22 protein-coding genes and 2 pseudogenes are annotated in these 21,786 nt (G+C 70.2%); 12 read left to right on the forward strand and 12 right to left on the reverse strand.

The window, feature by feature from the left end:
* The first annotated feature begins 41 nt into the window (after positions 1-41).
* Positions 42-410, forward strand: a complete 369-nt coding sequence (locus ACIBAF_RS08280) for a type II toxin-antitoxin system RelE/ParE family toxin (protein WP_399462393.1) — start codon at positions 42-44, stop codon at positions 408-410.
* Positions 407-724, forward strand: coding sequence for a helix-turn-helix domain-containing protein (locus tag ACIBAF_RS08285; RefSeq protein ID WP_399462332.1), 318 nt, complete (start codon positions 407-409; stop codon positions 722-724). Before ACIBAF_RS08280 ends, ACIBAF_RS08285 begins: the two co-directional genes overlap by 4 nt.
* A 76-nt stretch (positions 725-800) precedes the next feature.
* Here the strand turns inward: ACIBAF_RS08285 and ACIBAF_RS08290 are convergent, their stop codons facing one another.
* Complete coding sequence (locus ACIBAF_RS08290; protein WP_399462333.1) at positions 801-1,013, reverse strand: DUF4253 domain-containing protein; 213 nt, start codon at positions 1,011-1,013, stop codon at positions 801-803.
* Positions 941-1,555: a hypothetical protein gene (locus ACIBAF_RS08295; RefSeq protein WP_399462401.1), complete on the reverse strand. Its 615-nt coding sequence runs from the start codon at positions 1,553-1,555 to the stop codon at positions 941-943. Before ACIBAF_RS08295 ends, ACIBAF_RS08290 begins: the two co-directional genes overlap by 73 nt.
* A 311-nt stretch (positions 1,556-1,866) precedes the next feature.
* Between ACIBAF_RS08295 and ACIBAF_RS08300 the strand changes: the two are divergent.
* Positions 1,867-2,235: pseudogene (locus ACIBAF_RS08300) on the forward strand (transposase); the annotation flags it as partial.
* Between the two features lie 35 nt (positions 2,236-2,270).
* On the opposite strand, the gene ACIBAF_RS08305 reads toward ACIBAF_RS08300, so the two are convergent.
* Positions 2,271-4,778: a hypothetical protein gene (locus ACIBAF_RS08305; RefSeq protein ID WP_399462334.1), complete on the reverse strand. Its 2,508-nt coding sequence runs from the start codon at positions 4,776-4,778 to the stop codon at positions 2,271-2,273.
* 122 nt (positions 4,779-4,900) lie between these two features.
* Between ACIBAF_RS08305 and ACIBAF_RS08310 the strand changes: the two genes are divergently transcribed.
* Positions 4,901-5,098, forward strand: coding sequence for a hypothetical protein (locus ACIBAF_RS08310; protein ID WP_399462336.1), 198 nt, complete (start codon positions 4,901-4,903; stop codon positions 5,096-5,098).
* A gap of 168 nt (positions 5,099-5,266) precedes the next feature.
* Here the strand turns inward: ACIBAF_RS08310 and ACIBAF_RS08315 are convergent, their stop codons facing one another.
* Complete coding sequence (locus tag ACIBAF_RS08315; RefSeq protein ID WP_399462337.1) at positions 5,267-5,512, reverse strand: RHS repeat-associated core domain-containing protein; 246 nt, start codon at positions 5,510-5,512, stop codon at positions 5,267-5,269.
* A gap of 142 nt (positions 5,513-5,654) precedes the next feature.
* Here ACIBAF_RS08315 and ACIBAF_RS08320 point away from each other — a divergent pair.
* From ACIBAF_RS08320 to ACIBAF_RS08335, 4 genes and pseudogenes are all read left to right on the forward strand, one after another.
* Positions 5,655-5,957, forward strand: a pseudogene (locus ACIBAF_RS08320) (hypothetical protein); the annotation flags it as partial.
* 55 nt (positions 5,958-6,012) lie between these two features.
* Positions 6,013-6,429 (forward strand): hypothetical protein, encoded by a 417-nt coding sequence (locus ACIBAF_RS08325; protein WP_399462339.1) that lies wholly within the window; start codon positions 6,013-6,015, stop codon positions 6,427-6,429.
* Positions 6,430-6,434: 5 nt separating this feature from the next.
* On the forward strand, positions 6,435-6,953 hold the full coding sequence (locus ACIBAF_RS08330) for a thiol-disulfide oxidoreductase DCC family protein (protein ID WP_399462341.1): 519 nt from the start codon (positions 6,435-6,437) through the stop codon (positions 6,951-6,953).
* Between the two features lie 10 nt (positions 6,954-6,963).
* Positions 6,964-7,791, forward strand: a complete 828-nt coding sequence (locus ACIBAF_RS08335; RefSeq protein WP_399462342.1) for a TetR family transcriptional regulator — start codon at positions 6,964-6,966, stop codon at positions 7,789-7,791.
* Positions 7,792-7,833: 42 nt separating this feature from the next.
* Here the strand turns inward: ACIBAF_RS08335 and ACIBAF_RS08340 are convergent, their stop codons facing one another.
* On the reverse strand, positions 7,834-10,305 hold the full coding sequence (locus ACIBAF_RS08340; protein WP_399462394.1) for an MMPL family transporter: 2,472 nt from the start codon (positions 10,303-10,305) through the stop codon (positions 7,834-7,836).
* A gap of 167 nt (positions 10,306-10,472) precedes the next feature.
* Here ACIBAF_RS08340 and ACIBAF_RS08345 point away from each other — a divergent pair, with 167 nt between their 5' ends.
* Together ACIBAF_RS08345 and ACIBAF_RS08350 are read left to right on the forward strand one after the other, a co-directional pair.
* A complete protein-coding gene (locus ACIBAF_RS08345) occupies positions 10,473-11,162 on the forward strand; it encodes a response regulator transcription factor (protein ID WP_399462343.1) in 690 nt (229 codons plus the stop codon).
* Complete coding sequence (locus ACIBAF_RS08350) at positions 11,159-12,601, forward strand: sensor histidine kinase (protein WP_399462344.1); 1,443 nt, start codon at positions 11,159-11,161, stop codon at positions 12,599-12,601. The genes ACIBAF_RS08345 and ACIBAF_RS08350 overlap by 4 nt, the downstream gene beginning before the upstream one ends.
* Before the next feature lie 83 nt (positions 12,602-12,684).
* Here the strand turns inward: ACIBAF_RS08350 and ACIBAF_RS08355 are convergent, their stop codons facing one another.
* The 4 genes from ACIBAF_RS08355 to ACIBAF_RS08370 all read right to left on the reverse strand — a co-directional run bounded on the left by ACIBAF_RS08355 (position 12,685) and on the right by ACIBAF_RS08370 (position 16,693).
* Positions 12,685-13,101: an ATP-binding protein gene (locus tag ACIBAF_RS08355; protein ID WP_399462345.1), complete on the reverse strand. Its 417-nt coding sequence runs from the start codon at positions 13,099-13,101 to the stop codon at positions 12,685-12,687.
* 164 nt (positions 13,102-13,265) lie between these two features.
* On the reverse strand, positions 13,266-14,804 hold the full coding sequence (locus ACIBAF_RS08360; protein WP_399462346.1) for an ABC transporter substrate-binding protein: 1,539 nt from the start codon (positions 14,802-14,804) through the stop codon (positions 13,266-13,268).
* A gap of 234 nt (positions 14,805-15,038) precedes the next feature.
* Positions 15,039-16,451 (reverse strand): metallophosphoesterase, encoded by a 1,413-nt coding sequence (locus ACIBAF_RS08365; RefSeq protein ID WP_399462395.1) that lies wholly within the window; start codon positions 16,449-16,451, stop codon positions 15,039-15,041.
* 2 nt (positions 16,452-16,453) lie between these two features.
* Complete coding sequence (locus ACIBAF_RS08370) at positions 16,454-16,693, reverse strand: SCO4848 family membrane protein (RefSeq protein ID WP_399462347.1); 240 nt, start codon at positions 16,691-16,693, stop codon at positions 16,454-16,456.
* 91 nt (positions 16,694-16,784) lie between these two features.
* Here ACIBAF_RS08370 and ACIBAF_RS08375 point away from each other — a divergent pair, with 91 nt between their 5' ends.
* Positions 16,785-18,143 carry a D-alanyl-D-alanine carboxypeptidase family protein gene (locus ACIBAF_RS08375; RefSeq protein ID WP_399462348.1) on the forward strand — a complete coding sequence of 453 codons (1,359 nt, stop codon included), beginning with the start codon at positions 16,785-16,787 and terminating at the stop codon, positions 18,141-18,143.
* Here the strand turns inward: ACIBAF_RS08375 and ACIBAF_RS08380 are convergent.
* A complete protein-coding gene (locus ACIBAF_RS08380; RefSeq protein ID WP_399462349.1) occupies positions 18,097-19,014 on the reverse strand; it encodes a YihY/virulence factor BrkB family protein in 918 nt (305 codons plus the stop codon). The two genes, ACIBAF_RS08375 and ACIBAF_RS08380, sit on opposite strands and share 47 nt — an antisense overlap.
* A 145-nt stretch (positions 19,015-19,159) precedes the next feature.
* On the opposite strand from ACIBAF_RS08380, the gene ACIBAF_RS08385 reads away from it, so the two are divergent.
* A complete protein-coding gene (locus ACIBAF_RS08385) occupies positions 19,160-19,915 on the forward strand; it encodes a decaprenylphospho-beta-D-erythro-pentofuranosid-2-ulose 2-reductase (RefSeq protein ID WP_399462396.1) in 756 nt (251 codons plus the stop codon).
* Positions 19,916-19,971: 56 nt separating this feature from the next.
* Here the strand turns inward: ACIBAF_RS08385 and ACIBAF_RS08390 are convergent, their stop codons facing one another.
* Positions 19,972-20,550 (reverse strand): 2'-5' RNA ligase family protein, encoded by a 579-nt coding sequence (locus ACIBAF_RS08390; RefSeq protein ID WP_399462350.1) that lies wholly within the window; start codon positions 20,548-20,550, stop codon positions 19,972-19,974.
* Positions 20,551-20,727: 177 nt separating this feature from the next.
* A complete protein-coding gene (gene trpS, locus ACIBAF_RS08395; protein WP_399462351.1) occupies positions 20,728-21,741 on the reverse strand; it encodes a tryptophan--tRNA ligase in 1,014 nt (337 codons plus the stop codon).
* Between the last annotated feature and the right edge of the window lie 45 nt (positions 21,742-21,786).

Raw genomic sequence — 21,786 nt, forward strand, 5'->3', positions numbered from 1 at the left:
TACGTACTACAGGCTGGTCGTTCGTGACCTGGCATCTTGAAATGACCGGAGAGGTACTCGACTGGCTGCACACGCTGCGCAAGGACGATCGCCTCACAGCGCGCCTCGTGGGACAGGCGATCCAGGCCCTGGTGGAGGAAGGCCCTGACCTCGGACGCCCTCTGGTCGACCGGATCAAGGGTTCAGCTCTGCATCACCTCAAAGAGCTACGCCCCGGATCGGGCGGGAGCACGGAAATCCGCGTCCTGTTCGCCTTTGATCCGGAGCGCAACGCCGTCCTGCTTGTCGCGGGTGACAAGTCGGGGCAGTGGACAGAGTGGTACCGGCGTGCGATCCCGCTCGCCGAAGAGCGCTACGCCCTGTGGCTGGATCATCTGGCCCAACGCCACGGGAAGGAGACGCAGAAGTGACCAGCTTCCACTCCTGGGACGAGGCCAAACAGGAGATCTTCGACACCGATGACCTCGAAGAGATCACTTCCGGAGCCCAGCGCATGGTGGCCGAGGCCCGCGCACATCGCCTCGCCGAGATGCGCCGGCAGCTCGGTCTGACACAGCGCGAGGTGGCCGACCGTATGCATGTGAGGCAGGAGCGGGTGTCCGCCATCGAGCGTGGCAGGACGGCGTCGACGGAGCTGGGGACCGTGGCGGCCTATGTCGCGGCGCTCGGCGGAGAGTTGGAGATCGTCGCCAACTTCAACGGGACTCGGGTGATCGTCGCCTAACCTCGGGCGGGGCACGGTCCCAGCCGAACCCGACATCGGGAAGCCGACTGCTCGGTTAGCCACAGAACTCCCCAGCTCAGTCCCACCAACACGTCCACACGGTCGAACGGATCTCTCCGTCAGCAAGCACGGGCAGGTCCGGCGCGCCGTCGCTGGAGTAGGCGAACAGCTCGACGGCGGCTTGTGCGGCAGCCAACGGCGTCAGGGGAGGGCGGCTCACAGCCAACCGCAGATTGCCGCCGTCGAGGTAGAAGAGTTCGGCGCCGAAGCGCCTCTGCCAACTACACAAAACGCCAGGTGATCTGCGGGCTCCAGTCCTCGTTGCGCCTTGTCGACCCACCAGTTGGGGGTATGGGGAAGGCCCTGCAACAGCACTGGAATCTCATACCCGTGCCGCGCCTCCACCAGGCACATCCAGACTTCCGACTCTCCGGCCAGAAAACCCGCCCACGGGTCACCTGGCAGGGGTGCCTCAACCGGTCCGGCCAAGGATTCGGCCAAAAGCCGTGGCGTCAGCATCTCCAACCACCCACGCATGGCTTCGTCGTCCGGGCTCTTGTCGAGCGAGTCCACGACAAAAGCGGCCACCATCTCGGCAATGACTTCATCCGGGTCACGAGCCACTGCCGCAGCGACGGCCTCCCGGCCGGCTGCGGGAACTTCGCCGGGAAAACTCTGGACCAAGGCCCTGGGATCCACCACCGACAGAACCGGATACCAGCCCGAACCGATGGAATGCCACTCATGCAGCCGACGCCATACATCCCAGGCTTGAGCGCGCGACACAATGAAGCCGCGAGATCGGACGCCATCGGTGGAGACGGCCGCCATCACTGCATCGGGCAGAACAGAGACCCCCCCTGAGTAGCGAGAGCACTCACCTCTTCGCCATCAAACCTATCGCTCGGCATCAAGTATCTGGACATTATGAGTTGCATCACCATTAACGGTCTGGACGATTTGAATACGATCGACGGCTTCGCGAATCCCATTGGTGCAAAGCGAGTTGTCCCGACTCGGGGTGACGGTAAGAACGCTGTCACCGATCCTGCCGGCTTATTCCATGCCCGGCGCGACTGGGGGCTCGTTGGTCAGGACAGCAGCGGCCGTCTTGGCGTTCCCGGTCGCGGGTGGGGTGTGGAATGTCGATGCAGCCAAGGCCGTGGCCGACGGTCCCCGAGCTGACTGCGCAGGTGGCGAGGGCGGTGGCGGCACGGGGCGCGTACCCGTTGGCGATGCGGGTCCGTGACGAGCTGGGCGAGTTGTTCGCTGACGCCGAGTTCGCCGAGGCGTTCGGAGCCAGAGGGCGGCCGGGCTGGTCACCGGGCCAGCTCGCGCTGGTGACGGTGTTGCAGTTCGCCGAGAACCTCACCGACCGGACGGCAGCGCATCGGGTTCGGTACGGCATAGACCGGAAATACGCGCTCGGCCTGGAGCTGGATGATCCCGGGTCCGACGCCTCGGTGCTGTGCGAGTTCCGCACACGGTTGGTTCGAACATGGGATGGAGGAGAAGGTGCTCGACCTGCCGCAAATGACGGTATTCCCTAGGACGTGCCGGGCGGTACGTGTCGGCTGAGCGAGACGTACACCGACGGTTGCCATGGGACTGTCGGCGTACCGTCTGGATCCAGGCCGTCCGGCCACAGTCTGTGGAATATCGCAGGCATCACCGCCAGGCGGTCCAGGGTGTTGGTGTCGCCGTGGTCGGCGGCCTGCCGGGCCAGGGTCTCGGCGCCCTCCCGGTCCCCGGCCTCCTCCCGCATCACCGCCAGGCGGGCCAAGGCGTAGGTGCCGCCGTGGTCGGCGGCCTGCCGGAGAAGGGCTTTGGCGCCCTCCCGGTCCCCGGCCTCCTCCCGCATCACCGCCAGCCGACCCAAAGCGTAGGTGTTGCCGTGGTTGGCAGCCTGGCGGGCCAGGGATTCAGCGCCTTTCCGGTCCCCGGCCTCCTCCCGCATCACCGCCAGGACTTGCAGGGCGTCGGTGTTGCCGTGGTCGGCGGCCTGCCGGAGAAGGAGTTCGGCGCCTTCCCGGTCCCCGGCCTCGTCCCGCATCTCCGCCAGGAAGCGCAGGGCGTCGGTGTTGCCGTGGTCGGCGGCCTGCCGGAGAAGGAGTTCGGCGCCTTCCCGGCCCCTGGCCTCCTCTCGCATCATCACCAGGCGGTACAGGACGCTGGCGTCGCTGTGGTCGATGGCCTGCCGGAGAAGGAGTTCGGCGCCTTCCCGGTCCCCAGCCTCCTCCCGCATCGTCACCAGGAGGGATAAGGCGTCAGTGTTGCCGTGGTCGATGGCCTGCCGGAGAAGGAGTTCGGCGCCTTCCCGGTCCCCAGCCCTCTCCCTCATCACCGCCAGGAGGTACAGGGCGTCGGTGTTGCCGTGGTCGATGGCCTGCCGGAGAAGGAGTTCGGCGCCTTCCGGGTCTCCGCCCTCGTCTCGCATCATCACCAGGAGAGACAGGGCATTGGTGTTGCTGTGGTCGATGGCCTGCCGGAGAAGGAGTTCGGCGCTTTCCCGGTCCCCGGCCTCCTCCCTCATCTTTGCCAGCCGGTACAGGGCGTCAGTACTGCCGTGGGTGGCAGCGCGGTGGCGGAGGTGGTGGGCCCATTGCAAACGGTGCCGGCTCTCGGCCGCTTGGGTGAGGTTGTTCAGGTCGTCGGGGTGGGTGAGGTGAGCGTGTGCGGCGTGCCAGAAGGAGGCAGGTGGGCACGAGTGCCGGCGGGTGGTGCGGCCGTTTTGGTCGAGGTAGTCGGCGAGCCGGAACTGGGTTCCCGCCGCCTGCGGAGTCACAGCTGCCGCGGCCACGGTGGGGGCGGGTGGGCGCCGTGGGGGACGGGGAACGGTGCGGCGCAGGGGAGCCTGCTTGCCATGGACCAGTTTGGCGAGTTCGGCGTAGGCCAGTTCCGCCCAGCCGTCGGTGAGCTTGTCGTAGTCGCTCTGGCTGAGGTAGTCGAGGGCGGCGTCGGTGAGGAAGGCTTGGGGAAGGTGGAGGCCGACGCCGAGGCGGCGTGCGTCCATCGCCGCTTCCAGCAATGCTCGGGCGGGCGGGGTGGCGTACTGGTAGCAGTTGAGGAGTTCGGGCGCGCCGGCCAGGTCCTGGGCCACCCGCCCGTCGGCGCGGGCGCGGGTGAGGGCGTCGGCCAGAAGCCGGTCGCCGTTCTCGGCAAGGACGGCGGCCGCTGCCAGGGCATCGGCGTCGAAGGTGTCCGGGACGGTCAGGGTGCGGCCGGCCAGCAGTTCCCGCACCCGGCTGTACGGATCCTCCCCGCCCGGTGGGGGCAAGGCGGCGTACTCGGCGGCGTACTCGGGCCACAGCGTGCCCAGTACCAGGACCGGCCCGTGCCTCTCATCGATCAGCAGCTGGTGTACCGCCGCCGCGATCCGTTCACCGTCCGCTCGGTCGCCGAGGTAGTGCTGGGCCTCGTTCAGCCACACCACCGTCCGCGCCCCGACCCGGCACAGCTCTACCAGCGCGGCCTCCGCGCGGGTCGGGCCGAAGGGGTGCCACAGGCGCCATCCCTGGTCCGCGAGGGGCTGGACAGCCTCCCAGCACGCCCGGGTCTTGCCCGTCGATGAGGTGCCCACCAGCACCACGATCCGGCTGCGGCCTGCCGCCGCATCCCCTACCGCTGCGGCCAGTACCCGGTCATGCTCCCGGGGCACGTATCTGGGCAGCACCCGCGCCGCAGGTGCCTCGCAGCCGGGAGCGGTTCGGCCGATCCCCGCAGGGTGGACCTCCAGATCGTGCGGCTCCCATTCCTCGATCGGACGGCCAGGCCCCGATTGATCGTCGCCCCCGTCCCTTCCGTCCCCGGCCGCATCCCGCCGCAACTCCAGCAACTCCTCGCCCGGCAGCTTCAGCACCCGGGCCAGCTCAGCAACGGTCCGCGCCGACGGCACCGGGCCCGTGGGCGACAGCGCCTCCGACACGGTGGTGCGCCCCAGCCCGGTGCGGGCAACGAGCTGCTTCTGGGTCAGCCGGGCCTGGGCCAGACCGTCGTTCAGTCTCCTACGCAGTTCGGTGAGTACCGGGTTGTGGCCGTTCTGTTTATCGTGCACGTGTTCGCCCCCGGGCCCCGTCATGTTCGCCGGTGTTCATTTTCATCCCGGCGGACCATGGCGCACACGACTTTCGCGACCTTCGACCACGTCAACACCCCACCGTGTACCGGGAGTCTGCCGTGACCGTCGCCGTCGTTCTGCTCACCACCACACTCGTGATCGTCGTCGCACTGCTGGCCGCCGCCGGCGCGGGCAAGCTCGCCCGCATGGACGGCGCCACCTACCCCGCCGCACTGTCCCGCGCCGCGACCACGTTCGCCGCAGTCATCACCCTCGCCACCGCCGTGACCGCAGCCATCGCCGCCCTCCTCACCTGAGAAGACCAGCACACACCCTGCCAACGCGGGCAACCGGTCCGACCACCGACCGAAAACGCCAGGATGGCCGCCGCTGCCCTGGCCAATGAACTCCCCCGCGGAATAAGGCAGCAGGATCGGAGACAGCTTTCTTACCGGCCCCCCTACGCGCGCTTGGCGCGGAGTGCTCTACGGCAGGCTGAGCACGGTATGCAGAAGGCCGGTCGGGTCGCTCATGCTGATCGGGCTGCTGTTGCTGTAGGCGCATCCATTCACCTGAAGCGGATCAGCGAAATTGACGACCGGGTCGGCCGACAGGAAGTGACCCGAATTCTGGTCGTATTCGCGTGCCCCGATGTGGGTCAGGCTCGTGGCCGCGTCGTCGATTCCGGTACCGAGGCAGCTGCGCTTGTTGGGCCACGCGGTCGGCTTCATTCCTCTTACCTCGCCATACGGCTTGAAAGCACGACGGGCCACCGTCTGACCCGAGGCCACGTCCACCGAGGTGTTCGCGGTGCCGAGGTGGTCCGAGAGCAGGACGTTGAGCGGGATCAGGGAATCGGAGCGGCGTTCGAAGTTGCGGCGGGAAGAGGCCTTGGGGCATCGGGCGCCGCCCTGGTCGGCCACGCGGGTGTGGGTGGAGGCGCCGGCCGCCCGGGCCGCGGCGCGGCGGTTGGCCGGGGTCGGGGTCGTGCCGCTCGATCAGCCCTTCTCCGTCGCCACCGGGTGGACCGTCGAGGTCGCCGATACCTGGGGGGGGAACGTCCTCGGATTCACGGACTGCTCCAAGCGGCCCGAGTTGGGGAGGTGTCAGGGGTCATACCCTTCGCCCGCCCCCGCTGTTGAACGTGTTCAAAAACGGGGCTACAGTCATCCCTGACAGTGTTTTGAACGCGTTCAACTTGTTCGGCCGGTTCAACAAGAGGTGGGGAAACATGGATCGCACGGTCATCGCCTACGTCGTCTACCTGGTCGTCAGCATCGGTCTGACCGTCTGGGTCGCCAGGACCCTCAGTCACCACGGGCGGGTCTTCCTCGCCGATGTGCTGCAGGGGAACGAGAAGCTCGCCGACGCCGTCAACCACCTTCTGGTGGTCGGCTTCTACCTGGTCAACCTCGGCTTCGTCGCCCTCTACCTGAGCAGCGACGACACCGTCGAGGACACCCGCGGGATCTTCGAGGCCCTGTCGACCAAGCTGGGCGTGGTGCTGCTGGTGCTCGGGGCGATGCACCTGGCCAACGTGTACGTGCTCAACCGGATCCGGCGGCGCGGGGTCATGGAGCGCGAGCAGCTGCCGCCGGTCGCCCCGCAGGGCTGGGCCGCCCCCGCAGCGCCCACCGCGGGAGCCTGAGCGCCATGGCCGTCCGAGGGACAGAACAGGCCGCCGTCGGCCGGGACGCCCTGCGCGTCCCGGTTCGCCGGCTCACCGTCCTCTTCGACGCCGAGTGCTCCCTGTGCGGCTTTCTGCGCGACTGGCTGGGCCGGCAGCCGCAGCTGGTGCCGCTGGAGTTCGTCCCGGCGGCCTCCGCCGAGGCCTGCGCCCGCTATCCCGGCCTGGATCATCGCGCCACCCTCGACGAGATCACCGTCGTCGGCGACGCCGGTCAGGTCTACACGGGCGCCGCCGCCTGGATCGTCACCCTGTGGGCGTTGCGCGAGCACCGCCCGCTCGCGCACCGGCTGAGCACGCCCGCCGGGGCGAAGCTCGCGCGGGCGGCCGTGCTCGCCGCCGCCAAGTGGCGGGACGGGCACAGGCAGGGCGTGGGCTGGGGCGGGGGCGTCTACCGGCGGGGCGACGGGTGGTCGTACGATCCGCACCAGGGCTGGGCCTACAACCCGCCCACCTGTGCCGACGGCTCCTGCTCCACTCGTTAGGCTCCGTTCCGTGCCTGCGAACATCGAGAACCCCGGCGAGGACACCGACCGTGGCGACACCGGCCACGACGACGCCGTCCCGCCCGTCAGCAAGTCCGAGCAGACCCGTGCGCTGATCCTGGAGACGGCGATGCGGCTGTTCCAGGAGCGCGGTTACGACAAGACGACGATGCGGGCCATCGCCAAGGAGGCCGGGGTCTCGGTCGGCAACGCGTACTACTACTTCGCCGGCAAGGAACACCTGATCCAGGGCTTCTACGACCGGCTCGCGGCCGAACACCGGGAGGCGGTCCGGGGCATCCTGGCGCGGGAGACCAGCCTGGAGGCGCGGCTGGCGGGCGTGCTGCGGACCTGGCTGGACGTGGCCACGCCCTACCACGAGTTCGCGGTGCAGTTCTTCAAGACGGCCGCCGATCCGGACAGCCCGCTCAGCCCGTTCTCCGCCGAATCGGAGCACGCGCGCGTGGAGGCCATCGCCGTCCACAAGGAGGTGCTCGCGGGCTCGAAGGCGAAGGTGCCGGAGGAACTGCGGGAGGTGCTGCCCGAGTTGATGTGGCTCTCCCAGATGGGCCTCGTCATGTACTGGATCTACGACCGTACGGCAGGGCGCGAACGCAGTTACCGGCTGGCCGGACGGGGAGCGCGGCTCACCGCGCGGGGTGTGGCGCTCGCCCGGTTCCGGGTGCTGCGGCCGCTCGTCCTGGAGGTGCACGACCTGTTCACGGACTTCCTGCCCGGCATGACCAACGCAGTGCCGGACCCGGCGAAGACGGGCCAGAAGAAGTCTTCACCGGGTCCGGCGGACCAGAGCGCCGAACACGTCGAGCACGGCGAGTAGGTCGAGTGGCTCCAGATGCTCCAGTAGCTCCAGTGGCTCAGGTCACCTGGGGGCGTCCACGTCCATCTCGCCCTCGGCCAGCTCTACGTCGAACACCAGCGGTTCGCTCGCGATCGTGACCTGGCGGGCGCTATTCGACAGGGGCGGCGCGGAGCGCCTCGTTGAGGGGTGGTGGTCGGGCGACGGGTGGGCGTACGACGGGGCCGTCGTCGCCAGAAGGTAGGTTCCCGGGGTCGGGACCGAGAGGATGTAGGAGCCGTCGGCGAGGGCCGTGACGCGGTCGAGTTGGCGGCCGCCCTTCGTCAGGAGGGTCACCGTGGCGCCCTCGACCGGGTCGCCGGTCGTGTCCCGTACGAAGCCGTGGACGGCCGAGGCGGGACCCTTGCCGTGCCCGGCAGCCGCGTCCTGCGCGTCCTCCTTCGGTTCGACCGCCAGATGCGGCAGCCGCTTCTCCAGCCCCGCCGGCAGCCACCAGTTGGAGTTGCCGAGGAGGTGCATCGCGGCCGGTACGAGGGCCGTGCGCAGGATGAACGCGTCCAGCGCGACCGCCGCCGCGAGGCCGACGCCCGCCATCGCTCCGTTCGAGTCTCCGCTCAGGACGAACGCGAGGAACACGCACACCATGATCAGAGCCGCGGAGTTGATGACCCGGCTGGTCTCGGCCAGGCCGACGCGGACCGCGCGCGCGTTGTCCTTCGTGTGGACCCACTCCTCGTGCATCCGGCTGACCAGGAACACCTGGTAGTCCATGGACAGGCCGAAGAGCAGCGACAGCATGATGACCGGCAGGAAGGCGTTGATCGGGCCCTCCTTGCCGAGGCCGAGCAGGTCCAGGCCCCAGCCGTACTGGAAGACGGCGACGAGGACGCCGAAGGAAGCCGCGGCCGCGACCAGGTTCATCACGGCCGCCGTCAGCGGCACCACCAGCGAGCGGAAGGCGACCATGAGCAGCAGGAAGCCCAGGCCGATGATCGTCGCGATGAACAGAGGCAGGCGGTCGCCGGTGACCGTGGCGAAGTCCTTGGAGACCGCCGTGACGCCGCCCACGTGGGCCTTCGCCCCGGCCTGCGGGACGACGTCGTCGCGCAGACGGTCGATCAGGGTGTCCGTCTGCTCGGACTGCGGGGAGGTCGTCGGGACCACCTGGACGACTGTGACGCCGTTCGCGGGCGGCAGTGCGGCCACCTGGGCGACGCCGGGTGTGTCCTTGATGCCCTGGACGAGCGCGGTGGCGTCGCCGCCGTCCACGACCACCTGGAGCGGGCCGTTGAAGCCCGGTCCGAAGCCCTCGGCGAGCAGGTCGTAGGCCTTCCTGGTGGTCGTCGAGGCGTCGTCGTTGCCCTGGTCGGTGGCGCCGAGGCGCAGCGACAGCACGGGCAGGGCGAGGACGGCCATGACGACGAGCGCGAGGGCCGCGATCCGACGGGGGCGGCGCTGCACGTTCGCCGACCAGCGGGCCGCGGGGCCGCTCGCCCTCTCCGGCTCCGGGCCGGTCGCGGCCAGCCGCTTGCGCTGCTTGCGGCTGAGCACGCGCACGCCGAGGAAGCCGAGCAGCGCGGGCAGGAGGGTGGTGGCCGCGAGGACGCTGAGGATCACGGTCACGGACGTGCCGATGACGACGCCGTCCAGGAAGCGCAGGTTCGTCACCAGCATGCCGGCCAGCGCGATGCACACCGTGCCGCCCGCGAACAGCACCGCCCGGCCGGAGGTGTTGAGGGCGGTGACCGCCGACTCCTCCGGGTCCTGTCCGCGCAGGACGCCCTTGCGGTGCCGGGTGACGATGAACAGGGCGTAGTCGATGCCGACGCCGAGGCCGATCAGGGAGGAGAGCAGCGGGGCCAGGTCGGGGATGTCGGTGACATGGCTGAGCAGCTGCGTCGAGAACAGGCCCATGCCGACGCCGAAGATCGCCACGGCGAGCGGCAGCAGCATCGCGAAGAGCGAGCCGAAGGCCAGGAACAGGACCACCGCGGCCGCCGCGAGGCCCACCATCTCGGCGAGGCCGGTGGGCGGCTCCTGCACCCGCTGGATGGCCTGGCCGCCCAACTCGACCTCCAGGCCGCGCTGTTCGGCGTCCTGGGCGGTGTCGACGACGTCCTGGACGAGTTCCTTGGGGACGGCGTTCGCCTGCTCGGTGAAGGTGATCTGGGCGTAGGCGATCCGCCCGTCGCGGCTGATCTGCGCCGCCCCCTGCGCGCCCGCGTAGGGGCTCGTGACCTCGCCGACGCCCTTCATCTTCGCCATCTCGTCGAGCGCGGGCTGGACCCGGGACCGTACGTCCTGGTCCCGTACCGAGCCGTCGTCGACCTTCCACACGACCGTGTCGGTGTCGCCCGCGCGCGCGGGGAACGCCTTCTCCATCAGGTCGTACGCCTTCTTGGAGTCCGTGTCGGGGAGGGAGAAGACGTTCGCGTAGTCCGTGCCCGCCGTCGAGGCCGAGAATCCCAGGCCGAACAGCGCCCCCACCCACAGCAACAGGACCACCAGCCGATGCCGGTAGCACCAGCGTGCCAATGCCGCCACGATCGAGCTCCTCACTCAGAGTCGGTTGGTCCCCCCAGGTCCTGGGCAACAGGATTGGCGTCACCGCGTGGGTGTGGACATGCAACGGCCATGACTCTCAAGGAACTCCAAAGTGCGAACCGGCCCGGATTGTCAGTGGGCCCGCCGATACTGGGGGCATGACGAAGGCTTGCGGCACCGTGCTGGTCGTGGAGGACGAACCGAGCATCACGGACGTCCTCGCCATCGCCCTGCGCTACCACCGCTTCGAGGTGATGACGGCGGGCACCGTCCGCGAGGCCCTCGCCCTCGCCGACCGCACCCGGCCGGACGTGGCCCTCCTGGACGTGATGCTGCCGGACGGCGACGGCCGAGCGCTGGGCCGTGAGCTGCGCGCCCGCAGGCCGGACCTGGCGCTGGTGTTCCTCACCGCGCGGGACGCGCCGGCGGAGATCGTCGGCGCCCTCGGCTTCGGCGACGACTACATCACCAAGCCCTTCGACATCGACGTCGTGATCGCCCGCATCACGGCGGTCCTGCGGCGTACGCGGCCGGCCGACGTCCTGCCGCAGCGCCCGCCGCTGCGCTACGGCGATCTGGAGCTGGACGAGACGACGTACAGCGCGCACCGCGCGGGCCGCTCGGTCGAGCTCACCCCCACCGAGTACGCGCTGCTGCGTTTCCTGGTGCGCAACGGCGGCCGGATCGTCCCCAAGGAGCAACTCCTGCGCCATGTCTGGCAGTACGAGCACACCCCGCCGGAATCGACGGTCGTCGAGACGTACATCAGCTATCTGCGGCGCAAGCTGGACACCCTGGGACCGCCGGTGATCACCACGCGGCGGGGCGTGGGGTACGGGCTGGCATGAGGCGGGTCCACCACGGCTTGCACTCCCTGCGGGGCAAGCTGACGGCGGCCAACGTGGCGCTGCTCGCGCTCGGCATCGTCGCCGCGACCGCGATCAGCCTCATGGCCATGCGCCACTACCTCCTGGACCAGGTCGACTCCGACCTCGTCAAGACCCGTGAGTCCCTGGGGAGTTCGCAGCTCACCATGCGGCAGATCGACTCGCTCAGCGTCCTCGGCTTCGTCCGTGACCGGCTGCTCCCCGAGCACACGGGCGAGCGGCCGGCGCCGGACTCCGTGTTCACCGCCGTGGACGGCAAGGGCAAGGCCGTGCCCCTGTTCGGCATCCGGCCGACCGAGGCCCAGCTCGGCCTCGCGGACGCCGTGTCCGACCCGGGCGCGCTCACCCGGGACTCCGACCCGCACGACGTGACCGTGCACGGCACGGCCTACCGGGTGACCGCGACCCGGCTCTCCGACGGCACGTACATCCTGCTGTCGACGTCGACGGACGCCCTCCACAAAGGCATAGCGAAGGCCCTGAAGCTCGACCTCGCCGTCGGCACGCTGCTGCTGGCCCTGCTCGCCTGTCTGACGATGTGGAGCGTGCGACGGCGGATGCGGCCGCTGGAGGACATGGTCGAGACGTCGTCGGCGATAGCCGAGGGGGACCTGACCCGACGGGTGCCCTCCAGCCACCACCCCACCCAGGAGGTGGAGCAGCTGCGGCTCGCCCTGAACTCCATGCTCCACCAGGTGGAGACGGCGTACCGCACGCGCGAGCGCAGCGCGGCCCAGCTGCGCCGGTTCGTCGCCGACGCCTCGCACGAGCTGCGCACCCCCCTCTCGGCGATCCGCGGCTATCTCCAGCTGTACGACCAGGGGATGCTGGTCGAGCCGGACGAGCGGCGGCGGGCCTGGGACCGGATGAACGGCGAGGTGGACCGCATGGGCCGGCTCGTCGACGAGCTGCTCATGCTGGCCCGGCTCGACCAGCGGCCCGAGCTGCGGCTGCGCAACGTGGACGTGAGCCGGCTGATGCGGGACGCGGCGCAGGACCTCAGGGCGCAGCAGCCCGATCGGCCGGTCACGGTCGAGGCCGAGGGAGCGCTGCTGGTGCGGGCCGACGAGTCGGGGCTGCGGCAGGTGCTGGGCAACCTGGTGGCCAATGTGCGCACCCACACGCCCGCCGACGTGCCGGTGCGGCTCGGGGCGGAGCGCGTGGACGGGATCGTACGGCTGTCGGTCGAGGACAAGGGGCCGGGGCTGGGCGCGGAGGACGCGGCGCGGGTCTTCGACCGCTTCTTCCGGGCCGGCGGCGGCGCGGGCAGCGGGCTGGGCATGGCGATCGTGCAGGGCGTCGTCGAGGCTCACGGCGGCGAGGTGAGCGTGCGCACGGCACGGGGCGAGGGCCTGGAGGTGACCGTGGAACTGCCGACGCGCCCGAAGAACTGCCCTTGAGCGGACACCGCCGCCGGGTGCGCCGCCCCCCGGCTTGCGCCCCCGGCTTGCGCCCCTAGGTGAGTGCCCCTGGGCGTGTGCCCTTAGGCGTGGGCGCCCAGGATCGGGGTCACGATCAGGGCCCAGACCGTCTTGCCGTGGCGGCCCCTGCTCCAGACGCCCCAGGCGGCGGCGATGTGCTCCACCAGGTGCAGGCCGCGGCCGTGTTCCTCCCACTCGCCGACCAGCTGCGGCCGGGGCTCGAGCCGGCCTTCGTCGGACACCTCTATGAGACAGGAGCCGTCGCCGAGAGCCGTGACGGCCACCTCGAACTCCCGCTCCAGAAGCGGCCCGTGGCGTACGACGTTGGTGGCGAGCTCCGACACGACGAGGACGGCGTCGGCCAGCGCCGGGTCGTCCGGGCCGTGTCCCCAGTCGGCGAGATGGTCGCGCACCCGGCGCCGGGCGAGGCCGACGGACGCCGGGTGCCGGGGCAGCCGGAAGGAGTTGCGTCTCGACACGTCTGCTCCTCACCCCGAACACACCTCCGTCACATGGTGCCCATCGGGTGCCTGCCCGGTGTCACGGGGGCGCATGCCCGGCGCGCGGGATCAAGCACCGAGCGGGCCGCGACCGGACCGCGAGCGGGCCACGACCCGACCGCGATCGCACGCGTCGGCTCGGATCAGATCCAGTCGAGCTTCCAGAGGCGGAACACGCCGTTGCCGTCCGCCAGATACTGGCCGCCGCCGACGTCCGCGCTGGTGACGACGTACTCCTTGCGCTGCCACAGCGGGATGACCGGCACGTCCTCGGCGATGACCTGCTGCAGGTCACGGAAGTCGTCGGCGACCCCGCTGCGGTCGGCGAACTGCTGGCTGTTGGCGATGTACTTGTCGACGGCCTTGCTGCTGTAGCCGGTGTTCATCGTGGAGCCGGTGCCGACGAGCGGCGCCGCGAACGTGTCCGGGTCGGGGTAGTCGGCGACCCAGCCGACGGCGTACGCGTCGAGTTTTCCGGAGGCCCACCGTTTCTGGAAGTCGGTCCACTCGTAACCCTTGACGTTCACCTTGAACAGGCCGCCGGCCTCCAGCTGCCGCTTGAGCTCCTGGGCCTCGCTCGCCGCGGCGCCGCTGCCCAGGCCGTAGCCGTAGGTGAAGGTCACCGGGATGCTGACGCCGGCCTTCTTCAGGAGCTTGCGGGCCTTCTCGGAGTTCTGGTTCGGGTAGGCGTCGAAGAAGGAGGTGGTGTGGCCGGTGATGCCGGTCGGGACGAGCGAGTACAGCGGCTCGACGGTCCCGTCGTACACGGTCGACGCCAACTTCTCACGGTCGATCAGCCAGGCCATCGCCTTGCGGACGTCGGTGTCGTGCAGCGGTGAGTCGGAGCGGGTGTTGAAGTACAGGTTGCGGGTCTCGGAGCTGTCGGCCTCGGTGACGCGCTGCCCCGGGTCGCTGGTGTTGAGGGCGGCGAGGACCGCGGGCGGCAGCTGCCGGGTGGCGGCCTCGACGTCCTTGGCCTTCCAGGCCTTCTCCAGGGCGTCGGGGTCCGCGTAGTAGCGCAGCTCGATGGGCGCTCCGGTGGAAACCGCTCCCTTGTAGCGCGAGTTGGGCGACAGAAGGACCTTCTTGCCCTTGGTGTACCCCGTCAGCTTGTAGGGGCCGCTGCCGTCGACGTCGCTGCCGGTGCGCAGCGCGTCCGCCGGGTAGCGGGTGTGGTCCACGATGGAACCTGCTCCGGTGGCCACCTTGAACGGGAAGGTGGCGTCCGGCGCCGAGAGGTGGAAGGTGACGGTCAGACCCTTGGCGTCCACCGACTTCAGGGTGGAGAACAGGGACGACGGACCGACGTCCGAGTTGATCTTCTTGACCCGGTCGAAGGAGAACTTCACGTCCTCGGCCGTCACCTTGCCGCCGCCGGCGAAGGTGAGGTCGTCGCGCAGCTCGCACGTGTACGTGACCAGGCCGCCCTTGCCGAAGGAACAGCGCTTGGCCGCGTCCGGCACGGGTGAGACGCCGCCCGGCTCGTACGTCAGCAGCGACTGGAAGACGTTGCTGAACAGCGCCCAGGATCCGGCGTCGTAGGCGCCGGCCGGGTCGAGCGAGGTGACGGTGTCCGTCGTGCCGACCGTGATGGCCGCCTCGTCGTTCTCCTGCGACGGCAACAGCTGCCAGCCGCCCACTCCGACGACCGCGAGAACCAGCAGCGTCATGAGTATCCGCATGCGAACGGACCGCATGGTGATGCCCTGCCTCCCCAGGCCCGCAAGCCGGGCCCAGTCAACAAAAAAGTGCCGCTCCCCTTGGCGGCGGGCTCACCTAATCACAGGAGTTTCGGGTGAGGGAAGAGGATTCTGACGAGATGAGAAAGAACTTACCGACGCACTGTTTCCGCCGAGTTTCACAGCTTCTTCTCAGGTTCTGCCTCGTCTCCCTCAGGCCTGTTTCGCGGGGCTGCCTCAGGCCTGTTTCGAGGCCAGTTCGATCACCGTGATGTCGGACGGGGCGCCCACGCGGGTGGGCGGGCCCCAGGCGCCCGCGCCCCGGGACACGTACAACTGGGTGTCGCCGTACCGCTCCAGGCCCGCGACGGTCGGATTGGCCGCCTCCGCGATGAAGTTGCCGGGCCACAACTGGCCGCCGTGGGTGTGCCCGGAGAGCTGGAGGTCGACGCCGTGGTCGACGGCGTCATGGATCTGGACCGGCTGGTGGGCGAGGAGGACGCACGCGCGCGTGGTGTCCCGGTCGCCGAGCGCCCGGGTGAAGTCGGGGCCCTGGCCCTCGCTCTCGCCCGCGATGTCGTTGACACCGGCCAGGTCGAACCAGGGGAGTTCGGTGCGGGCGTTCTCCAGCGGGTTCAGGCCGAGCCGCCGCACTTCCCGAACCCATTGTTCGGCGCCGGAGAAGTACTCGTGGTTGCCGGTGACGAAGAAGCTGCCGTGACGGGCCTTCAGCTGCGCGAGCGGGGCGGCGGCCGGACCCAGGTCCTTCACGCTGCCGTCGACCAGGTCGCCGACGACGGCGATCAGGTCGGGCTGCGTCGCGTTGATCGTGTCGACGACCTGCTGCGCGAAGCCCCTGCCGAGGATCGGGCCGAGGTGGATGTCGCTGACGACGGCGATCCGGTACCCGTGCGCGGCGCGCGGCAGCTTGGCGAGCGGGACGGTGACCCGCTTGACCCGGGGGCCGCGCAGGACCCCGTAGCTCCCGTACCCGACCGTCCCCACGGCGGCCGCGGCGGCCGCACCGCCCACGACGCGCGAGACGAAGAGCCGACGCGAGGGCGCCGCCGTCTCGCCGACCGACGCCCCGCTCTCCGACGTCCCGCTCCCCGACTGGCCGGACTCCGGCCGACCGGACTCCGACTCCCCGACCTCCGGCCGACCGGACTCTGGCTGCCCGGACTCCGACTGACCTGGCTCCAACTGCCCAGGGGCGGGCTGCTTCGGCTGTACGGGGGCGGGCTGCCCGGGGGTGGCCGCCGCCGTCGGGACCGGATCCGGCTTCGGTTTCGGGTGCGGCCGCGGGGCCGGTGTCTCGGTGGGCGCCCCGACGCTTGAGCGTTTCTGCAGGAAGCGGTGGAGCAGCGGCCGTACGGCCTCGCCGGCGAGCACGCCCAGGAGCAGGTAGACCGATAGGGCCAGCCACAGGAAGCCCGGCCAGGCCAGGGTGCGCTGGAGCCAGAAGGGGGCGCCGGCGCGTTCCGCGGCCAGGGCGCCGAACGCCAGGGCCCAGCCGCCCCCGATCAGCACGGCGCCGCCGCGGCGGGCCCAGCCGGGGCCTCGGGTCGTGTCCCGGAACAGGCGGCGCCACAGGTACCAGTTGGCCGCGACGAGCACTGCCAGCGCGAGCAGCGCGAAGACGATCACCATCGTCATGACGTCCGACGCAGTGCGCGCAGACCACGCAACCCGATGGCCCCGACGACCGTCCCCAATACGAAGGAGACCACGGCCAGCGTCAGGTGCACCCAGAAGTACGCCGTGGGGTCGCCGTCCTCGAAGGCGAGCCCACTGCTGTCCTTGACCAGGTTTTTGACGAAAGTGACCCAGATGACCCAGCTCCACACCCCGAAGGCGAGCAGGAACCAGGAGACGGGGCGGCTGAGCTTCATGGGTTCAGTATCGCCGCCGGGTGTCCGGTTCCATGACCGGGGTGGGGAGGGCGGTGGGACTTCCCGTCGTGTGCCAGGTACGTTCTCCGTCGTGCCCGCACCCATGAAGCAGACCTTCAGGCGATCCCTGCTGGTCACCTCCGCGACCCTCGCGTCCCTCGCGCTGACCGCGCCCGTCTCGCTCGCGGCGCCGAGCCCGTCGCCGAAACCGTCGGCCGGTACGACGTCGTCACCGTCGCCGACGACCGGCAAGTCGCCCGCGCCGTCGGCCAGTGCCTCCCCCTCGGCCACTCCCCCGGCGAACATGTCGACCGTGGGCGGCACGCGACTCGGGCAGGCCGGGACGCAGGTGGCGATCGCGGGCGGCGCGCCGGTGCTGCCGAAGGACCTCACCGCGCGGTCGTGGATCGTCGCGGACGCCGAGTCGGGAGACGTGCTCGCCTCGCACAACGCGCACTGGCGGCTGCCCCCGGCGAGCACGATGAAGATGCTGTTCGCCGACACCGTGCTGCCCAGGTTCCCGAAGACCACCACGCACAAGGTCGACCCGAAGGACCTGGCCGGCATGGGGTCGGGCTCCAGCCTGGTCGGCATAAAGGAGGGCGAGACGTATACGGTCCACGACCTGTGGCTCGGCGTCTTCCTGCGCTCCGGCAACGACGCCGTGCACGTGCTGTCGGCGATGAACGGCGGCGTGGCCAACACGGTGAAGGAGATGAACGAGCACGCCGAGGAGCTCCAGGCCCTCGACACGCACGTCGTCTCCCCCGACGGCTACGACGCCTCCGGTCAGGTGTCGTCGGCGTACGACCTGACGCTGTTCGCCCGCTCGGGTCTGCAGAAGAAGGACTTCCGGGAGTACTGCTCGACCGTCTCGGCCAAGTTCCCGGCCGAGACGAAGAAGGACAAGAAGGGCAAGACGACCCGCGGGACCTTCGAGATCCAGAACACCAACCGGCTGCTCGCCGGCGACTACGACATCTCGCAGTACCCGGGCATCGCGGGCGTCAAGAACGGCAACACCACCAACGCGGGCGCCACGTTCACCGGCGTGGCCGAGCGCGGCGGCAAGGTGCTGCTGGTGACGGTCATGAACCCGTCGAAGACCGACCACAACGAGGTCTACAAGGAGACCGCCAAGCTCTTCGACTGGGGCTTCCAGGCGGCCGGCAAGGTGACGCCGGTGGGCGAGCTGGTCCCGCCGAAGGGCGCCGCGCAGGCCAGCGCGCAGCCCGGCGCGAAGCCGTCCTCCTCCCCGGACTCAGGGCAGGCCGGCGGCGCCGGGAACGTGTCGTCGAAGCCGGTGGCCGGCGCGGTCGCCGAGGACGGCTCGCGCGGCATCTGGATCGCGCTGGCGATCACCGGCGGGCTGCTGGTGCTGCTCGCGGGCGGCGCGTTCCTCGTCAACCGCCGCTGGCCGCTGCCGGACCTGGTACGACGTCGTCGCTGACGTCGATGTCCCGCGGGTTGTCGGGGGCGGTGCCGGTCGCCGTCCAGGACGCGCAGAACAGGATCAGTTTCGACGTGAAGTTGATCCACAGCAGCAGCGCGATGGGCACGCCGAACGCGCCGTACATGCTCTTCCCGGCCACGCCCTGCATATAGCCGCTCAGCAGCAGCTTCAGCAGTTCGAAGCCGACGGCGCCGATCAGCGCGGCCACCACGAGGCGACGGCGGGTCGGTTCGACGCCCGGCAGCAGGGTGAGGACGTACAGCAGGAGCAGGAAGTCGGCGAGGACGGCGATGGTGAAGGCGGCGATGCGCAGCAGGATGCCGCCCCAGCCCGCGTCGTCGATGCCGAGGGCGTCGGTGATCCGGCCGACCAGGGCCGAGGCGACGGTGGAGATGGCGAGGGTGACCAGCACGGCGCCGCCGAAGCCGACGAGGACGCCCATGTCCTTGGCCTTGCGCAGGACGGGGTTCTCGTCGTCGTCGGGCCGCTCCCACACCGCGCGCAGACAGTCCCGCATCTGACCGACCCAGCCGATGCCGGTGAACAGCAGTGCCGCGCCGGCGATGAGGCCGATGGCGCCGGCGTTCTGGACCAGGCCGTTGATGTCCAACTGGTCGGAGATGCCGGGGACCTGATCGGCGATCTTGTCCTGGAGTTCCTGCTGCCGGGACTCGCTGAGGGTGGCGGCGGCCACGGCGGCGGCCACGGTCAGCAGCGGGAACAGCGCGACGAAGCTGACGAACGTCATCGCGGCGGCCAGCCGCGTCCACTTCACCCGGTCCAGGCGCTCGTACGACCGCCACGCGTGCGTGGCCATGAGGCGCGTGACCCACGGCCCGATGCCGGGAAGCTTCTTCAGCCAGTCCATGATCCGAACTCTGCCCCAGTCTCTGCTTCAGTTGTCGACCACCCCTGTGCGAGTACCCGAAAAGCCCGGTCACCCATTTCGGGTAGCGGACGAATGTTGGGCGACCAACGCGCCATAGCGGGGCGATACGGTCATCTCCATGCTCATGAAGGACGCCTTCGGCCTGCCCCAGTCCATGCTCGTCCTCGGCGGCACGTCAGAGATCGCGCTGGCCACCGCACGCCGGCTGATCGCCCGCCGCATCCGCACGGTGTGGCTGGCCGGACGGCCGTCCCCCGACCTGGAGTCGGCCGCCGCGCAGTTGCGCGTCCTCGGGGCGGACGTCCACACCGTGCCCTTCGACGCGCAGGACCCCACGTCGCACGAGGCGGTCCTCGGCAAGGTCTTCGCCGAGGGCGACGTCGACCTGGTGCTGCTCGCCTTCGGCGTCCTCGGCGACCAGGCGAACGACGAGCGCGAACCGGCGGCCGCGGTGCGCGTCGCGCAGACCAACTACACGGGCGGGGTGTCGGCGGGGCTGATCGCCGCCCGGGCCCTGCAGACGCAGGGGCACGGCTCCCTGGTCGTCCTGTCCTCCGTCGCCGGCGAGCGGGCCCGCCGCTCGGACTTCATCTACGGCTCGAGCAAGGCCGGCCTCGACGTCTTCGCCCAGGGTCTGGGCGACGCGCTGCACGGCACGGGCGTCCACGTCATGGTCGTACGCCCCGGCTCGGTGCGGACGGGCGCGGCCGCGGGACGGGCGCGGCAGCCGTGGACGACGACGCCGGGAGAGATCGCGACGGCCGTCGAACTGGGGCTCCGGCGACGGTCGGAGACGGTGTGGGCGCCGGGAATGCTGCGCCTGGTGATGTCCGCACTACGCCACGCCCCACGCGCGATGTACCGACGGCTCCCCCTCTAGAACTGCCCCGGACCTGACCTGTCCAGGACCGGTCCCGGACCTGTCCGGCGCCTCGGCTAGTGCGTCGGCAGCGAGTTGCGGTCGGCGTGGGCTGCCTGCGGGGGGACGGTCGCGCCGCCGAAGGCGTACTCGCGCAGCTTGCGCCAGACGCCGTCGGGACCCTGCTCGTGGAGGGAGAAGCCGGTGCAGGACCACTCGGCCTCGTAGTGGGCGAGCTCCTCGAAGGCCCGGTCCATCGCCGCCTCGTCGATGCCGTGCGCGACGGTGACGTGCGGGTGGTAGGGGAACTGCAGCTCGCGGGTGAGCGGCCCGGAGACGTCACGGACCCGGTGCTGGAGCCAGGCGCAGGCCTCGGCGCCCTCGACGACCTTCACGTAGACCACCGGCGACAGGGGCCGGAAGGTGCCCGTGCCGGACAGCCGCATCGGGAAGGGCCGGCCGGCCGCGGCCACCTCGGTGAGGTGCGCGTGGACCGCCGCGAGCGCGCCCGGCTCGATCTCGGTCGGCGGCAGCAGCGTGACGTGGGTGCGGATGCCATGAGCCGCGGCGTCGCCGAAGCCCGCGCGCCGCTCCTGGAGCAGGCTGCCGTGAGGCTCCGGGACCGCGATCGACACGCCGATCGTTACGGTCCCCACGTCTTCTCCTGTCGTCATGTCGTCATGGCGGGGTGTGGCGCCGGGTTCGTACTCAGTCGTACGGCTATCGACTGTACGGCCACGGCTGTGCTCTGGGCAGGCGCAGGGAAAGTGATGTGCAGCGCTCTGCCCAGAGGAACGTGTGTACGGTGCGCCCCGGGTGCTTCCGAGCGCCGCTCAGTGCTTCGCGGCCAGGAAGCCCACGCGCTCGTACGTCTGGGAAAGCGTCTCCGCGGCGACGGCGCGGGCCTTCTCGGCGCCCTTGGCGAGGAGCGCGTCGAGCGTCTCGGGGTCGTCCAGGTACTGCTGCGTCCGGTCCCGGAACGGCGTCACGAACTCGACGACCACATCGGCGAGGTCGGTCTTGAGCGCGCCGTAGAGCTTGCCCTCGTACTGCCGCTCCAGCTCCGGGACGGTCGTGCCGGTGAGGGTCGAGTAGATGCCGAGCAGGTTGCTCACGCCCGGCTTGTTCTCGGGGTCGTAGCGGACGACCGTGTCGGTGTCCGTGACCGCGCTCCTGACCTTCTTGGCGGTGGCCTTCGGGTCGTCGAGCAGGTTGATGAGGCCCTTCGGCGTGGACGCCGACTTGCTCATCTTGATCGACGGGTCCTGAAGGTCGTAGATCTTGCCCGTCTCCTTCAGGATGTACGGCTTCGGGATCGTGAACGTCTCGCCGTAGCGGCCGTTGAAGCGCGTGGCGAGGTCGCGGGTGAGCTCGACGTGCTGACGCTGGTCCTCGCCGACCGGCACCTCGTCGGCCTGGTACAGCAGGATGTCCGCGACCTGCAGGATCGGGTAAGTGAACAGGCCCACGGAGGCGCGGTCGGCGCCCTGCCTGGCGGACTTGTCCTTGAACTGCGTCATACGGGAGGCCTCGCCGAAGCCGGTGAGGCAGTTCATGACCCAGGCGAGCTGGGCGTGCTCGGGGACGTGGCTCTGGACGAAGAGCGTGCAGCGGTCCGGGTCCAGGCCGGCCGCGAGGAGCTGCGCCGCGGCCAGGCGGGTGTTGGCCGTGAGCTCCTTCGGGTCCTGCGGGACCGTGATCGCGTGCAGGTCGACGACCATGTAGAACGCGTCGTGGGACTCCTGCAGGGCCACCCACTGGCGGACGGCGCCGAGGTAGTTGCCGAGGTGGAACGAGCCTGCGGTGGGCTGGATTCCGGAGAGCACGCGAGGACGGTCTGAGGCCATGCGCACCATTCTCGCAGAGCTTCAGGGGCGCTCCGGAACGCGCGC

Origin of the sequence: Streptomyces sp. NPDC051677 (assembly GCF_044453465.1) — a bacterium.
GTDB lineage: Bacteria > Actinomycetota > Actinomycetes > Streptomycetales > Streptomycetaceae > Streptomyces.

Coding starts and splice junctions, on each gene's coding strand:
- ACIBAF_RS08315 (WP_399462337.1), bottom strand. CDS start 5,512: ATGAAGCCGACCGCGTGGCCCAACAAGCGCAGCTGCCTCGGTACCGGA.
- ACIBAF_RS08380 (WP_399462349.1), bottom strand. CDS start 19,014: ATGGACTGGCTGAAGAAGCTTCCCGGCATCGGGCCGTGGGTCACGCGC.
- ACIBAF_RS08325 (WP_399462339.1), top strand. CDS start 6,013: ATGGATCGCACGGTCATCGCCTACGTCGTCTACCTGGTCGTCAGCATC.
- ACIBAF_RS08350 (WP_399462344.1), top strand. CDS start 11,159: ATGAGGCGGGTCCACCACGGCTTGCACTCCCTGCGGGGCAAGCTGACG.
- ACIBAF_RS08330 (WP_399462341.1), top strand. CDS start 6,435: ATGGCCGTCCGAGGGACAGAACAGGCCGCCGTCGGCCGGGACGCCCTG.
- trpS (WP_399462351.1), bottom strand. CDS start 21,741: ATGGCCTCAGACCGTCCTCGCGTGCTCTCCGGAATCCAGCCCACCGCA.
- ACIBAF_RS08345 (WP_399462343.1), top strand. CDS start 10,473: ATGACGAAGGCTTGCGGCACCGTGCTGGTCGTGGAGGACGAACCGAGC.
- ACIBAF_RS08280 (WP_399462393.1), top strand. CDS start 42: ATGACCGGAGAGGTACTCGACTGGCTGCACACGCTGCGCAAGGACGAT.
- ACIBAF_RS08360 (WP_399462346.1), bottom strand. CDS start 14,804: ATGCGGATACTCATGACGCTGCTGGTTCTCGCGGTCGTCGGAGTGGGC.
- ACIBAF_RS08365 (WP_399462395.1), bottom strand. CDS start 16,451: ATGGTGATCGTCTTCGCGCTGCTCGCGCTGGCAGTGCTCGTCGCGGCC.
- ACIBAF_RS08370 (WP_399462347.1), bottom strand. CDS start 16,693: ATGAAGCTCAGCCGCCCCGTCTCCTGGTTCCTGCTCGCCTTCGGGGTG.
- ACIBAF_RS08295 (WP_399462401.1), bottom strand. CDS start 1,555: ATGGCGGCCGTCTCCACCGATGGCGTCCGATCTCGCGGCTTCATTGTG.
- ACIBAF_RS08385 (WP_399462396.1), top strand. CDS start 19,160: ATGAAGGACGCCTTCGGCCTGCCCCAGTCCATGCTCGTCCTCGGCGGC.